The organism is Caproiciproducens galactitolivorans (assembly GCF_004768785.1).
Classification (GTDB): domain Bacteria; phylum Bacillota; class Clostridia; order Oscillospirales; family Acutalibacteraceae; genus Caproiciproducens; species Caproiciproducens galactitolivorans.
Map to the genome: position 1 here is coordinate 123624 of NZ_SRMQ01000003.1, position 13546 is coordinate 137169.

12 protein-coding genes are annotated in these 13546 nt (G+C 52.7%); 9 read left to right on the forward strand and 3 right to left on the reverse strand.

Translation table 11 applies throughout. The annotated features are described in order from the left end of the window. The first annotated feature begins 174 nt into the window (after positions 1-174). From CAGA_RS05095 to CAGA_RS05130, 9 genes are all read left to right on the forward strand, one after another. Positions 175-957, forward strand: a complete 783-nt coding sequence (locus tag CAGA_RS05095) for a DeoR/GlpR family DNA-binding transcription regulator (protein WP_135658474.1) — start codon at positions 175-177, stop codon at positions 955-957. Positions 958-971: 14 nt separating this feature from the next. Next, positions 972-1976 carry a dihydroxyacetone kinase subunit DhaK gene (locus CAGA_RS12620; RefSeq protein ID WP_167875162.1) on the forward strand — a complete coding sequence of 335 codons (1005 nt, stop codon included), beginning with the start codon at positions 972-974 and terminating at the stop codon, positions 1974-1976. 33 nt (positions 1977-2009) lie between these two features. Beyond that, positions 2010-2660 (forward strand): dihydroxyacetone kinase subunit DhaL, encoded by a 651-nt coding sequence (gene dhaL / locus CAGA_RS12625; protein WP_167875163.1) that lies wholly within the window; start codon positions 2010-2012, stop codon positions 2658-2660. A 26-nt stretch (positions 2661-2686) separates the two neighbouring features. Beyond that, the gene (gene pfkB / locus CAGA_RS05105) at positions 2687-3619 is read left to right on the forward strand and encodes a 1-phosphofructokinase (RefSeq protein WP_135658476.1); all 933 of its coding nucleotides are present in this window, start codon (positions 2687-2689) and stop codon (positions 3617-3619) included. A gap of 31 nt (positions 3620-3650) precedes the next feature. Continuing rightward, positions 3651-4502 (forward strand): class II fructose-bisphosphate aldolase, encoded by an 852-nt coding sequence (locus CAGA_RS05110; RefSeq protein WP_135658478.1) that lies wholly within the window; start codon positions 3651-3653, stop codon positions 4500-4502. Positions 4503-4556: 54 nt separating this feature from the next. Beyond that, the gene (locus CAGA_RS05115; RefSeq protein ID WP_135658480.1) at positions 4557-5540 is read left to right on the forward strand and encodes a substrate-binding domain-containing protein; all 984 of its coding nucleotides are present in this window, start codon (positions 4557-4559) and stop codon (positions 5538-5540) included. A 164-nt stretch (positions 5541-5704) separates the two neighbouring features. Beyond that, complete coding sequence (locus CAGA_RS05120) at positions 5705-7207, forward strand: sugar ABC transporter ATP-binding protein (protein ID WP_135658482.1); 1503 nt, start codon at positions 5705-5707, stop codon at positions 7205-7207. A gap of 17 nt (positions 7208-7224) precedes the next feature. Further along, positions 7225-8181: an ABC transporter permease gene (locus tag CAGA_RS05125; RefSeq protein ID WP_135658484.1), complete on the forward strand. Its 957-nt coding sequence runs from the start codon at positions 7225-7227 to the stop codon at positions 8179-8181. A gap of 756 nt (positions 8182-8937) precedes the next feature. Next, positions 8938-9768, forward strand: coding sequence for a tRNA lysidine(34) synthetase (locus tag CAGA_RS05130; protein WP_135658486.1), 831 nt, complete (start codon positions 8938-8940; stop codon positions 9766-9768). Positions 9769-9858: 90 nt separating this feature from the next. Here the strand turns inward: CAGA_RS05130 and CAGA_RS05135 are convergent, their stop codons facing one another. From CAGA_RS05135 to CAGA_RS05145, 3 genes are read right to left on the reverse strand one after another with little or no spacing between them, the layout of a single operon-like run. After that, complete coding sequence (locus CAGA_RS05135; RefSeq protein WP_135658488.1) at positions 9859-11346, reverse strand: L-fucose/L-arabinose isomerase family protein; 1488 nt, start codon at positions 11344-11346, stop codon at positions 9859-9861. 24 nt (positions 11347-11370) lie between these two features. Continuing rightward, a complete protein-coding gene (gene xylB / locus CAGA_RS05140; protein ID WP_167875164.1) occupies positions 11371-12888 on the reverse strand; it encodes a xylulokinase in 1518 nt (505 codons plus the stop codon). 20 nt (positions 12889-12908) lie between these two features. Next, positions 12909-13538: a DUF4867 family protein gene (locus CAGA_RS05145; protein WP_135658492.1), complete on the reverse strand. Its 630-nt coding sequence runs from the start codon at positions 13536-13538 to the stop codon at positions 12909-12911. Positions 13539-13546 lie beyond the last annotated feature (8 nt).

The following is a 13546-nucleotide window of genomic DNA, read 5'->3' on the forward strand; positions in this document are numbered from 1 at the left end:
AAAAAGTTGTTATGATTTATAATAAATCTTATAAAAGTGCAGAAATTCGAGAAAAAGCGCCGGAATTACGTCCAAAAGGAAATCACTTTCGAAAGATTATATTTTTTACAAAAAATAGTTGACTTTTGAAAGATTTCGATATAAAATAAAAACGCAACGAAAGGTAGGAAGCAAATGCTGACTGTTGAAAAAAAGAATCTGATTCTTTCAATGCTGGAGAAAAAGCCCGTTGTAACCGTGCCGGAGCTGAGCGAGGTGCTGGGAACCTCCGAGGTAACGGTTCGGAAGATTCTCAACGAGATGGACGACGAGGGGCTTTTACGGCGTACCCGCGGCGGAGCGGTCAATATTACCACAATTCGCGAGTTTGAGGAAAAGGAAAAAGAGAAAAAGAACACGAAGGAAAAACGCGCGATCGCCAAAAAAGCCTACGAGTACATCAATAACTCCGACACCGTTTTTATCGATGCCGGCTCCACAACGCTGGAATTGGTGCGCGAAATTAAGAACGGCAACAAACGCGATATTGTTGTGATTACCAACGCGCTGAATATTGCATTTGAACTTTTGGACGCTGACGACATTGAATTGGTCTTTATCGGCGGAAGCGTACGCCACAAAATCATGTCCTGCGTCGGCGGCTTTGCGGAAAACACGATTAACAGCCTGTGCATGGATAAGGCGTTTATCGGATGCAACAGCATTACGGTGGAAACGGGGATCACAACCCCGAACCTTTACGAAGCGCAGGTGAAGCAGTGCGTATTGAGAGCTGCGCGGGAAACCATATTAATATCGGATTCTTCCAAATTTGGGCACACATCCATGGCACGGATTAGTCCGATTAAGAATATCACCAGGCTGATTACAGACAATCGGATTCCCCAGCAGCTTCGGAACCAGATTGAAAGCACCGGGGTGGATTTGGTCGTGGTGGACCCCGGGGAAGACAGTTAAGGGAGACATCGGCTTTGAATAAGATAATCAATCAACCGGAACAGATGATAAAGGAAATGATCGAAGGCTATATTGCTACCTGCCCCGATCTGTTCGAACCGCTTCCGGATTATAAGGGTATCCTGATGAAGCGGAAAAAGGACAAGGTATCCATTGTAACGGGCGGCGGCTCCGGAAACGAACCCTGGATCCTCGGTTATGTGGGCGAAGGGCTGGCAGATGGTGCGGCTTTGGGAAATGTGTATATCGCGCCGCCGGCGCGGGCTATTCTGAATGTGACCAAAGCGGTCAACCACGAAAAGGGCGTTATTTATATCTGTACGAACCATGCGGGCGACGTGCTGAACTTCGAATTGGTCGGCGAGCTTGCCCAACTGGACGGCATCGACACGCGCTGTGTGTTTGTTGCGGACGATATCACAAGCGCGCCGAGGGAAAAGCAGGAAGAACGCCGCGGCGTGGCGGGCGTTGCGCTGGTGATGAAGGTTGCGGGCGGTGCTTGCGACGCGGGGCTTCCGCTGGATGAAGCCGTGCGCGTAATTCAGAAGGCCAACCGGAATACGTTTACGTTCAGCGTTACCACCTCGCCCGGATACCTGCCGAGCGGCAAGGCCATGTGCGAGCTGCCGGAGGGCTTCATCGAATACGGCATGGGCTTTAACGGCGAGCCGGGCGTGCTCCGCACGGGACTGAAACCGGCGGATGAAATCGCCGATACCATGATGGATTATCTTCTGAAGGACTGCGGGGCTTGTGCCGGGGACGAAGTTGCCGTTATGGTGAACGGCTTTGGGTTTACCAGCCTGCTGGAGCTCTGCATTGTAAACCGCAGAGTGGCGGAGATCCTGAAGGGCAAGGGCATCAAGGTGCACGACCTCTTTATTGATTCGCTGTTCTGTCCGCAGGGAACGGGCGGTTTCTCCATTTCCATTCTGAAAGTGGACGAGGAACTGAAACGTTATTATGATATGCCGGCGTATTCGCCATTCTTTAAAAAAAACAACCGCCCGCGCGGATGAGCGGCGGCTGGGCCTGGTGAGGAGTGCTTGTGTATGAATACATTGGATACGCGCCAGCTTAAAGATATGTTTCTTTTTGTGGCGCAAAGAGTAGTGGAGAGCGAAGATTTTTTAACGGAAATTGATTTGAAACTCGGCGACGGCGACCACGGCTTCGGCATGGCGCTTGGCTTCAAAGCGGTGCAGGAGGCTTTGAAGGACAAGGAATTCGAAACAGTGGAAAATTTGTTTCAGGAAGTCGGCATGACGCTTCTGGATACAATGGGCGGTGCCTCGGGCGTGCTCTTTGGGACGATGTTTATCAGCGGGATTGTCGGGCTTGAACCGCACAAGGAGGCCGACCTTGCGCTTCTGGCCGGTATTTACCGCCGTTCGCTGGAGGCTTTGAAAAGGAGAGGAAAGGCGCAGGTCGGCGACAAAACAATGGTGGATGCTTTCGAGCCGGCGGTTGTCGGGCTGGAGGAGGCGGCCGCGGAAAACGCGGATCTTCCGGCAGGACTGGCAATGGGGGCCGAATGCGCAAAAAAAGGGATGGAACACACACGGGACTGCGTGGCAAAATTCGGCCGCGCCAAATCCTACGGAACCAAAGCTCTCGGGCTGCAGGACGCGGGGGCAACCTCTGTCTGGATTATTTTCCAGGCAATGTCGGATTGGGCCTCAGAAAGGAAAGGATCCGAATAAATACATAGACAAGGTGGGTACAAAAGATGATAACCACACTTACGCTGAACCCGTGTATCGACAGAACCGTAACGGTTGACGGATTTGCCTATGGGGGAACCAATCATGTGGAGAATTTTCGGTGCGATGTTTCCGGAAAAGGCATCAACGTAAGCATCGCATTAAATAATATAGGGGAAGAAACGCGGTGCCTCGGCTTCAATTATGTGGGCGGCGGCTCCGTACTGACAGATTTCTTGAACCAGAAGAACATTTCAAACGAATTTTTAAATGTGGAGGGTTTGCTCCGTACCAATATAAAAATTTTTGATAAAAAGACAAGTGTTATGAGTGAGCTGAACGAAAGCGGCCATTCCGTTACGCAGGATTGCGTTTCGGAGCTGGTGCGGCTGGTGGAGGAATATCTCCCCAAAACCACGCTGCTCGTGCTGGACGGCAGCGTGCCGCCGGGCGTTCCGAAGGACATCTACAAAACCCTGACGGACAAGGCCCACAGCTTCGGCGTAAAAACCGTAATCGACGCGTACGGCGAGCTGCTTTTGGAAGGCATTAAGGCCCGCCCCTACCTGATCAAGCCGAACAAGGACGAGCTGGAAGAGGCGTTTGGTGAAAAAATCGAATCCAGAAACGACGTGATCCGGATTTCCCGGAAAATTATTGCACAGGGCGTTACGCTGGTGTGTGTTTCCCTTGGGAAGAACGGCGCGATGCTGGTAACAGAAAAGAAGGCGTATTTCTCCGCCGGTGCGGACATACCGGTCCGGGGCGTACAGGGCGCGGGCGATTCCCTCGTGGCGGGCATCTGCTACGCGATTGCGCGCGGGATGTCCTGCGCGGACATGCTCCGCTACGGCGTCGCTGTGGCGCACGGCTCGTTGATCATGGAGGGCACGCAGATGTGCACAAAAGAGAGCTTTGAAAAAATGCTGCCGCTGATTCGCGCGGAAGAAATTGAATGAAATAGATAAGTTTTAGAATGGAGTCTTTAGAATGCCATTAGTAACCACAAGGGAAATGCTGCTCAACGCAAAGCGCGGCGGTTACGCCGTGACCGCATTCAACATTGAAAACATGGAAATGGCGCAGATTGTTATCTGCACCGCGGCGGAGCTAAAAAGCCCCGTCATTATCCAGACAACCCCCGGCACAGTGAAATACGCCGGGATGGATATGCTTCGCGCGATGGTTGCGGTGGAGGCCGCGAAGGCGGATATCCCCGTCGCCATACACCTTGACCATGGCGACAGCTACGACCGCTGCATGGAAGCCCTTCGGGAAAAGTACACGTCCGTCATGATCGACGGCAGCAAGCTTCCCTATGAGGAAAACGTTGCCCTTACCAAATCCGTCGTAGAAGAAGCGAAAAAGCTCGGCATCGACGTGGAAGGCGAGCTCGGGACGGTTTCCGGCAAGGAAGACACCCACGAGGTGAAAGCGAATGAACAGATTTATACTGACCCCGAACAGGCGAAGGACTTCGCCGAAAGAACCGGGGTGCGTTCCCTTGCGGTGGCAATTGGCACCGCGCACGGTTTTTACAAGGGCGAGCCGAAGTTGGATTTTGACCGCCTGAAGAAGATTGTCGAGCTGGTCGACGTTCCGGTCGTGCTTCACGGCGCTTCCGGCGTCCCGGACGAAGCCGTCCGCCGCAGCATCGAGCTTGGCATCTGCAAGGTCAACTTTGCAACCGAGCTGCGCGCCGCTTTGACAAAGGGCGTTCGCGAGGCGCTTAAAGACGAAGGCGTTTATGACCCCAAGGTGTTCATGAACGCGGGCAAAAAATATGTTGCCGAAACCGTAAAGCATAAAATTGCAGTTTGCGGCTGCGGCAATAAAGCGTAATCCGTCGAATTTGGAGAAAACTCCATTTTCATAAATTAATTAGGAGGATTTATCATGAAAAGGTTTAGGAAAATTATCAGCATGGTATTAGCAGTAGCAATGGTTGCGACACTTGCAGCTTGTTCCGGCCCCGGAACCAGCAGCAACAGCGCGGCAAGCGCGGCGGCAAGCGCACCGGCGGAAAGCAAGGAAGCGGCCAAGAAGGACATCACCGTCGGCGTCAGCCTTTTGACCAGACAGCACGTGTTCTACAACAACATTGAGAACGCATTGAACGAAAAAGCCAAAGAACTCGGCGTAAAGCTCATTGTTCAGGACGCCAACCAAGACGCCAGCAAACAGCTCAGCCAGGTTCAGGACTTCATTACACAAAAAGTTGACGCAATCATCCTCTGCCCGACAAACTCCGCAGGCAGCAAGTCCATGGTTGAACTTGCATCCAAAGCAAATATTCCGGTACTTACCATGGACGTTCCTTCCGACGGTGACACAGTCTGCCACGTTTCCACCGACAACTATAAGGGCGGCGAGCTGGCTGCAGAGTACCTTGTAAACAATGTCCTCAAGGATAAGAAGGGCAAGGCCGCAGTTATCACATATTCCGAAATCGAAGGTTGCGTAAACCGTGAAAAGGGCTTTACAGAGTGGATTGGCAAAAATGCTCCCGACATTAAGGTTGTCGATGTACAGAACTACTCCGGCGACCAGGCAAAAGCTGCTGACGTTATGCAGAACATGCTCCAGAAGCATGCCGATCTTGACGCTGTTTTCTGCGTAGGCGACCCGGCGGCTATGGGTGCTCTCTCTTCCATTAAATCCGCGAACAAAAAAGTGAAGATCATCGGCTTTGACGGCAACGCGGAAGGCATTGCCGAAATCAAAAAGCCCAACAGCCTCTGGATTGCAGACGTTGCGCAGGATCCTGCTGCAATCGGCGAAACCGCTCTTCAGGCTGCTGTTGACACTATAAACGGCAAGACTGTAGAAAAGAAGATTGCAATTTCTCCGTTCATGATCGATAAGACAAACGCAAAATAATTCCGGCTGCGGTAGTGGGGATGGGGAACCACCTGTCCCCATCCTTTTGCCGGAACATCGGTTCAACCCCTTCCCGCCGTGCCGTCCATTTCCGCGGGAGGCGCCGGGGCGGGTATCCGTAAGAACCGAAATGTTGAATCAGTATATGGAAAGGAAGTATACAAATGGGGCAGGAACCGATTATTAAGTTGTCCGGTATCAATAAATCCTTTCCCGGTGTGAAAGCATTGTCCGATATATCAGTTGAATTTTATCCGGGTGAAGTCCATGCGCTTTTAGGTGAAAACGGAGCGGGAAAATCCACTTTGATAAAAATTATTGCCGGCGTATATCAGGCTGACACCGGAAGCCTGGAAGTCCATGGAAAGAAAGTTAATTTTAAAAATCCAAGAGAAGGCATTGCAAGCGGGATCAGCGTTATCCACCAGGAATTAAGCGTCATTCCCGATTTGACCGTTGCCGAAAATATTTTTCTGGGCCGCGAGCCAAGGCTAAACTCCGGTCTGCTTGATCGTAAAAAAATGAATACCGAAGCGCAGGGGATCCTTGATTCCATCGGCGTAAATATTAAAGCGAAATCCGTAATACGTGATCTGAATAACGCAGATAAGCAGATGGTGGAAATCGCGCGCGCTGTGTCGCAGGACAGCTCCGTTGTTATTATGGACGAGCCGACTTCTTCCCTTTCACAGCACGAAGTTGACGCGCTTTTTACCGTCATTGATAAATTGAAAAAAAATAATGTTTGCATTATTTATATATCGCACAGGCTCAAGGAAATCACAACCATATGCGACCGTATCACCGTCCTTCGCGACGGCACGCTGATTAAAACCGCGCCGCTTTCCGAAGTAAGCGAGGACGACATGATCACGTTGATGGTCGGCCGGCAGATGACCCAGTTCTACTACCGGGCCGACAGCGAAAGCGTAAAGGACGAAGTTGTGCTGAAAGTCGAAAACCTTACCCGCGAGGGTGTGTTTGAAAATGTTTCCTTCGAGTTGCACAAGGGTGAAATTCTGGGCGTCGCCGGGTTGATCGGCGCGGGCCGCACCGAGGTGATGCGCGCCGTGTTCGGCGCCGACGAATACAACAGCGGCAGGGTGACCGTTTTCGGCAAAGAAGTGCATTTCCGCTCCCCGCGCGAGGCGATTCACGCCGGGCTGGGGCTGATTCCGGAAGACCGCCGCGGGCAGGGGCTGCTGCTTGCGAAGTCGGTTAAGATGAACACCTCCCTTGCAAGTATTTATGAAAACTCCAATCACGGCATTATCAATGAAAAATGGGAAACCGATGTAGCGAAGGAATACATAAAACTCCTTCACACAAAAACGCCGAGCGAAATGGCGCTTGTGCAGAATCTGTCCGGCGGAAATCAGCAAAAGGTCGTTATTGCGAAATGGCTGGTCGCAAAGTCGAAAATCCTGATCATGGACGAGCCGACAAGAGGAATCGACGTAAACGCGAAAGCCGAAATCTACCTGCTGATGAAGGAATTTGTTGAAAACGGCGGAAGCATCATCATGGTATCGTCCGAAATGCCAGAGGTGCTCGGCGTTTCGAACCGGATTATGGTTATGGGCGAAGGCCGCGTTTCCGGATTCCTGGACAATCGAGATATCGGGGAAAAAGATATTATGAAACTGGCCAGCATTCACGCTGGTTAAGCCGGGGGGATTATAGAATGAAAAATCAATTAAATGTAAAGCGGATTGCGCATGATTATACCATGCCGATCTTCCTGCTCTGTCTTTTTATCATTTCCATGATTTTCGTGCCGCGTTTTGCCGAAGTCGGGAACCTGATCAACGTATTAATGCAGATTACCATTAATGCGCTGATCGCAACCGGAATGACGTTCGTTATCCTGACCGGCGGCATCGACCTTTCGGTCGGCTCCGTAGCCGCCTTAACGGGCATTATTTCCTCCACCATTATCAATACTATGCCGGACAGCGGCATTCCGATGAGCATTCTTGTTATTTTCGGCACCTCCGTTGTCATCGGTGGCATCTGCGGTGCGTTCAACGCGTTCAACGTTTCCCAGCTGAAGGTTCCGCCGTTTGTGGCGACGCTCGCTATGATGAGTATTGCCAGGGGCCTTGCGTATGTGTTTACCAACGCGAAACCGGTTTTCGGCATGCCCGAAGCGTACAGCTGGATCGGCCTTGGCTACATCGGCATCATTCCGGTAATGGTTATTATCATGATTATTATTCTGGGCCTTGCCTATCTGATTTTGAACCGCACCTGCTTCGGCCGCTATGTTTTCGCCGTCGGAAGCAGCGAGGATGTTTCCCAGTTAAGCGGAATCAACGTGAAGAAGATCAAAGCTTGGGTCTATATCCTCTGCGGGATTCTCTCCGCGCTGGCGGGCGCTGTGCTTTCTTCCCGCCTGCAGGCCGGTCAGCCGGCGGCCGCGAACGGCTATGAGCTGAACGCGATTGCGGCAGTCGCCATGGGCGGCACCAGCATGTCCGGCGGCCGCGGCGGTATTCTTCAGACCGTCGTCGGTTTGTGTGTCATCGGCATCATCAATAACGCGCTCAGTCTGCTGGGCGTTTCCTCCTACTGGCAGACAATTGCTATGGGCGCGATTATTCTGGTTGCCGTTATCTTTGACCAAAACAAGAAAGATTGATAAAATTACGTTACTCTTCTAATTTCCTTATGGAAAGAGCCGTTCCGGAATCGCCGGAACGGCTCTTTCGCGCTTTGCTTTCGCTGTGCGCCTTTAACGGCGGACGCCCCGGCAGGGCAGGCAGAGCGCCGGGGCACCCTGTGCTATGAAGAACCGAATCTCCGCGGGATGGAGATAAGTCGTACGCTGGGTTTGTGCTGTTTTTTCCCCGGCGGGTCAGAAACGCCGGGGAAGCCGGAAGCAACACTATATGGTTTCGCACACACCAAGGAATTGCAAGGAGTGTGAAAACGCTTATTAAAGTCGGGAGGCGGAGGAAAATTGTCCTTGAGGCATAAGGATTCGATGGGATGGCGGAGCCCGCCGCCCGAGTGTAAGGCATAAAAAAACGCTGTATATGGCCCCCAATGTCCATATACAACGCTACCTGCACAATGCGAAATTCGAAAATACCCCTGTACAAATCCGTAAACAGGAGGTATAATAGAATACGCAATGTGCTGATTTTATCAGTTGCGTATGGAGAGGGTTAGTCTCCGTATGCAGGGAGCAGGCGCGCCAACGCCTGTTCCTGCATTGCACTTTTATATTTTTATGCCTTATAGGCAAATTATACCTCTTTTATTCCAATAATGCAACAGGTAATTTACATGAAATTAAAAATATAGAAATATTTTACAAAAACCGCGCCCGGTTTTGCTTTTTCAGCCCCTCGGCGGGCGGAACGCATCGGGAACACAGGACAGGAGAAATGCCATGGAATTCGCACAGCAGGCGGAAAGAAGCATTATTAAAAAATACCGCAGGGATATTTGGAATCCTTTTATCGCGGCGGTAAAGGACTACCGGCTGATACAGGAGGGTGACCGGATTGCGGTCTGCATTTCCGGCGGGAAGGATTCCATGCTGCTGGCGAAATGCATTCAGCACCTGCAAAAATACAGCGATTTCCCTTTCGAAGCCGAATACCTGGTGATGGACCCCGGCTACAACCCGGAAAACCGCCGCAAAATCGAAGAAAACGCAAGGGCGCTGGAAATACCCATCCGGATTTTCGAAACACGGATTTTCAATATCGTCAGCAAAATGGACCGCTCCCCCTGCTACCTTTGCGCCCGCATGCGCCGGGGGTATCTTTATAAGTACGCGCAGGAGCTGGGCTGCAATAAAATCGCGCTGGGGCATCATTTTGACGACGTAATCGAAACGATTTTAATGAGCATGCTGTACGGCGCGCAGGTGCGCACCATGATGCCGAAGCTGCACAGCACGAATTTCCCCGGCATGGAGCTGATCCGCCCGCTTTATCAGGTGAAGGAGGCCGATATCATCGCGTGGCGGCGGTACAACGGGCTGGAGTTTATCCAATGCGCCTGCCGTTTTACGGAGGACGCCGCGCGGGAACACAGCGCGTCCAAGCGGCAGGAAATCAAGGATTTGATTGCGCAGCTGCGCAAAGTGAACCCGAATGTGGATAAAAACATCTTCCACAGCGTGGAAAGGATCAATCTGGAAACGGTGATCGGGTATTATAAAGGCAAGGAGAAGCACCATTTTCTGGATGATTACGACAATGCGGACGAATAGCGCCGTCCGAAAAGGATAAAGAAACCAGCCCCGCCCTTTCCCAAGAAACGGGAGAGGACGGGGCTTATTTAAAGGAAGGAATGAAATGAATTAGGCAAACGGGTTTTCCGTTTTATACAGCATATTTTTCGGCTGGTTGAAGGAGATGTCCTCCAAGCCAAGATAACGGAAAAGGGTGAAAAGGGATTTGCCCACATGGCCGAACGCCACCGCGCCGTGATGCGGGAAATGCTTTTCAATCAGCACATGGCGGTAGAACCTTCCCATTTCCGGAATCGCGAAGATACCGATACCGCCGAAGGAACGGGTTGCCACAGGGAGGATTTCGCCCTGGGCGATATAGGACGTCAGCCTTGCGTCGGAGGTGCTTTGCAGACGGAAGAATGTAATTTTCCCGGGCGCGATGTCGCCCTCCAGCGTGCCGCGCGTGAAGTCCGGTTTTTGCCCGTTTTCCAAAAGCCGGTTCTGGATGAGCTGGTATTTTACCGCGCCGTTGGAAAGCTTGCAAAACGGCGTGTTGCCGCAGTGGAAGCCCATAAAGGTTTCTTCCGGCGCATAGCGGTACTTGCCCTTAATGTCCTCCTCATACAGGTCCTTCGGGACACTGTTGTTGATATCCAGCAGCGTGACCGCGTCCCCGGTGATGCAGGCGCCGATGTATTCGCTGACCGCACCGTAAATATCCACTTCGCAGGCAACCGGAATTCCTCTGGAAGCCAGGCGACTGTTCACATAGCAGGGCTCGAAGCCGAATTCCTTCGGGAACGCGGGCCAGCATTTGTCCGCGAAAACGACGTAGTCGCGGGAACCCCTGTTTTGTTCCGCCCAGTCGAGAAGGGTCAGTTCGAACTGCGCCATGCGGGGAAGAAGGTCGGGATACTGGTTGCCCTTTGTCCCAAGCTCCTTCGCCATGTCGTCCACAATTCCCGGTATCCTTTTATCGCCCGCGTGCGCCCGGTAGGAAACGAGCAGGTCAAGCTCGGAATTTTCCTGGACTTCAATGCCGAGGTCGTAAAGCGGCTGAATCGGCGCGTTACAGGCGAAAAAGTCCTGCGGGCGCGGGCCAAAGGTAATGACTTTCAACGATTTCAGCCCGATGACGGCGCGGGCGACCGGGACAAAATCCTCAATCATTGCGGCGATGTCGTCCGCGGTGCCGACCGGGTATTCGGGGATAACCGCCGGCATATGGCGAAGGTTGAGGTTGTAGGAGCAATTCAGCATACCGCAGTATGCGTCGCCCCTCCCGTTAATCAGGTCTTTTCCGGTTTCCTCCGCGGCGGCGACATACATGACAGGACCGCGAAAGCGCTGGGCAATTTGAGTTTCCGGCGTTTCCGGCCCGAAGTTCCCGAGGAATACCACCAGCGCATTGCAGCCGGCGTTCTTGGCTTCTTCCACCGCCTTGAGCATATCCTGCTCGTTTTCCACAGTAGTTTTTGCTTCGTAAATTTTGCCGCCCCTTGCGGCGTAGCTTTCCGCAATTGCCTTTCTGCGCTTTTCCGACAAAGAGATGATAAAGCAGTCGCGGCTTACGGCAATCATGCCCAGCCGGACCTCCGGTATATTCTGTATCATAAAAAAGGCCTCCTTAAAACCGAATCATTTAAAGCTCCATTTCAAAGCCCCGTAAAATTTAGTGTATTTTTGATATTGTTCCTGATAAAGCGGTACATTTTCGGGAACGGGAAGCGTTTTGCTTTCCGGCTTGATCAACGGAACGGTTTCCTCAAGATTTTTCCAGATTCCCGCCGTAACCCCGGCCGCAAGCGCCGCGCCGAAGGAGCCGCCCTCCGCGCTGCCGTAAACGGTGCGCACCGGAAGATTGAACACGTCGGCAAAAATCTGGCGCCAGAGGGGACTGTTTGCTCCGCCCCCCGCCAGCACGATTTCATCCGATACAATATCCATATTTCCACCCATAATGAGGTCGTAAACCTGTTTCAGAGAGAAGGCTACGCCCTCCAGAACAGCGCGGGCAAAATGCCCCTTGCTGTGCCTTGAAGTTAAACCGAGGAACGCGCCCTTGGCGTTCGGGTCGTTGATCGGCGCGCGTTCGCCGGTCAGATACGGCAGAAAAATCAGGCCGTCCGCACCGGGGGGAACCGCCGCCGCCTTTTCGTCCAGCAGGCGGAACGCGCTTTTGCCCGTCTGCTTTGCTTTCTCCAGTTCATACTCCCCGAGCGCGCCGCGGAACCATTGGTAAGCGCCCGCGGCAGAAAGGGTAACACCCATCGCGTTATAGGAACCCGGCGCGTTGCCGCAGAAAACCTGAAGCATGCCGTCCGGATTCGGAAGGAAAGCCGGAAGCCCCATGGCCGCCACGCCCGAGGTGCCCAGCGTAATGCCGATGCGGCCGGGCTTGATCAGCCCCAACCCGGTTGTGGAAATAACGGCGTCCCCGCCGCCCCCCGCGACAACCGTCCCCTCCGGGATTCCGGTCAGCCCCGCGGCTTCCCTAGAAACATGCCCTACCGCGTCCGTGGATTCCACAACCTTCGGGAAAATATCCGGATCCAATCCGATTTTGCGGATAAGATCCGTCGCCCATCTGCGTTCTTTCACGTTAAACAGACCGGTGCCGGAAGCATCGGAAACATCCGTTGCGATTTCGCCGGAAAGCTTGAAGCGTATGTAATCCTTCGGGTTCAGAATAAACCGCGTTTTGTTGTAGTTTTCCGGCTCGTTTTCCTTCATCCAAAGGATTTTTCCGCCCGTATAGCCCGTAAGCATCCGGTTGTTGGTGATATCCAGCAGGCGTTCAAGCCCGCCCGCCGCTTCGGTGATTTCGTCGCACTGCTTTCCGGTACGCTGGTCATTCCATAAAATAGCCCGGCGGACGACCTGCAAGTTCTCGTCCAGCGTGACCATGCCGTGCATTTGCCCGGAAAAGCCGACCGCGCAGATTTCCTTGCCGCCAAGCAGGGGGAGGATTCGCTTCAGTCCGTTCCGGACCCCTTTCCACCAGTCCTCCGGGTCCTGTTCGGACCATCCTTCCCGCAGTGTGTAGCAGGGGTATTCCTCCACAACGGATTGCAGGATTTCTCCCGTGTCGCTCAGCGCGAGAATTTTGCACCCGGAGGTGCCGACGTCCAGACCAAGTACGCATTGATTTCCCATAACAAAGCCTCCGTTTCGAATCAACTTACTGTAATATTCCATCCTTTCAGGCCCACATATGCGCCTTCTTTTTCCAGACCGGATTCCGGGTGCGCCACCAGCCATTTGTTTTTTGCAAAGAGGAGCTGGTCTTCAAATTCTCTTGCGGTGCGGGTTTCAAGCGGCAGATTGGTCCCCTTTGGAAGAACAACCACATTGCGGAACCCGCCTTCCTCGGCGTTGCACGGTGCGTAATGCAGGGTGCCCGCGTAAATTTCAAATACGCAGCCGGCAGGAACCCGAAACGCTTCGATCAGCGAGGTATCGTACGTGTATGTTTTGGAATCGAGGTCGTTGCGGGAACCGGCCAGCAGAATTAGGTCCGAAACGGCGATATTGATTTCCGAGGTGCGGTGGTATTCCACCGCGTTCAGCTTCACGTTGCTGCCGTTGCAGTAGCCCATCTGGAGCGGAAGCCCGCCGAAGCCGCGGTTTTCAAAATCCCGGAAGATTTTCAGCTTTTCCAGCTCCGGGTCGGAGGGAACGTAAATCGTATGGTTTTCCGGCAGCGGGGTGTCCGCCATCTTTTGCAGAAGCTCGCTGCAGTCATAGCCCTTTAAAATCTGGCCGTACTGAAAAAAACGTTCACTCTGAACAGGATAAATCGTCATAATGAAAT

What these genes read in the sequence shown, in the direction of transcription:
- CAGA_RS05095 (WP_135658474.1), top strand. Translation starts at nt 175, where the DNA reads ATGCTGACTGTTGAAAAAAAGAATCTGATTCTTTCAATGCTGGAGAAA.
- dhaL (WP_167875163.1), top strand. Translation starts at nt 2,010, where the DNA reads ATGAATACATTGGATACGCGCCAGCTTAAAGATATGTTTCTTTTTGTG.
- pfkB (WP_135658476.1), top strand. Translation starts at nt 2,687, where the DNA reads ATGATAACCACACTTACGCTGAACCCGTGTATCGACAGAACCGTAACG.
- CAGA_RS05110 (WP_135658478.1), top strand. Translation starts at nt 3,651, where the DNA reads ATGCCATTAGTAACCACAAGGGAAATGCTGCTCAACGCAAAGCGCGGC.
- CAGA_RS05115 (WP_135658480.1), top strand. Translation starts at nt 4,557, where the DNA reads ATGAAAAGGTTTAGGAAAATTATCAGCATGGTATTAGCAGTAGCAATG.
- CAGA_RS05120 (WP_135658482.1), top strand. Translation starts at nt 5,705, where the DNA reads ATGGGGCAGGAACCGATTATTAAGTTGTCCGGTATCAATAAATCCTTT.
- CAGA_RS05125 (WP_135658484.1), top strand. Translation starts at nt 7,225, where the DNA reads ATGAAAAATCAATTAAATGTAAAGCGGATTGCGCATGATTATACCATG.
- CAGA_RS05130 (WP_135658486.1), top strand. Translation starts at nt 8,938, where the DNA reads ATGGAATTCGCACAGCAGGCGGAAAGAAGCATTATTAAAAAATACCGC.
- CAGA_RS05135 (WP_135658488.1), bottom strand. Translation starts at nt 11,346, where the DNA reads ATGATACAGAATATACCGGAGGTCCGGCTGGGCATGATTGCCGTAAGC.
- xylB (WP_167875164.1), bottom strand. Translation starts at nt 12,888, where the DNA reads ATGGGAAATCAATGCGTACTTGGTCTGGACGTCGGCACCTCCGGGTGC.
- CAGA_RS05145 (WP_135658492.1), bottom strand. Translation starts at nt 13,538, where the DNA reads ATGACGATTTATCCTGTTCAGAGTGAACGTTTTTTTCAGTACGGCCAG.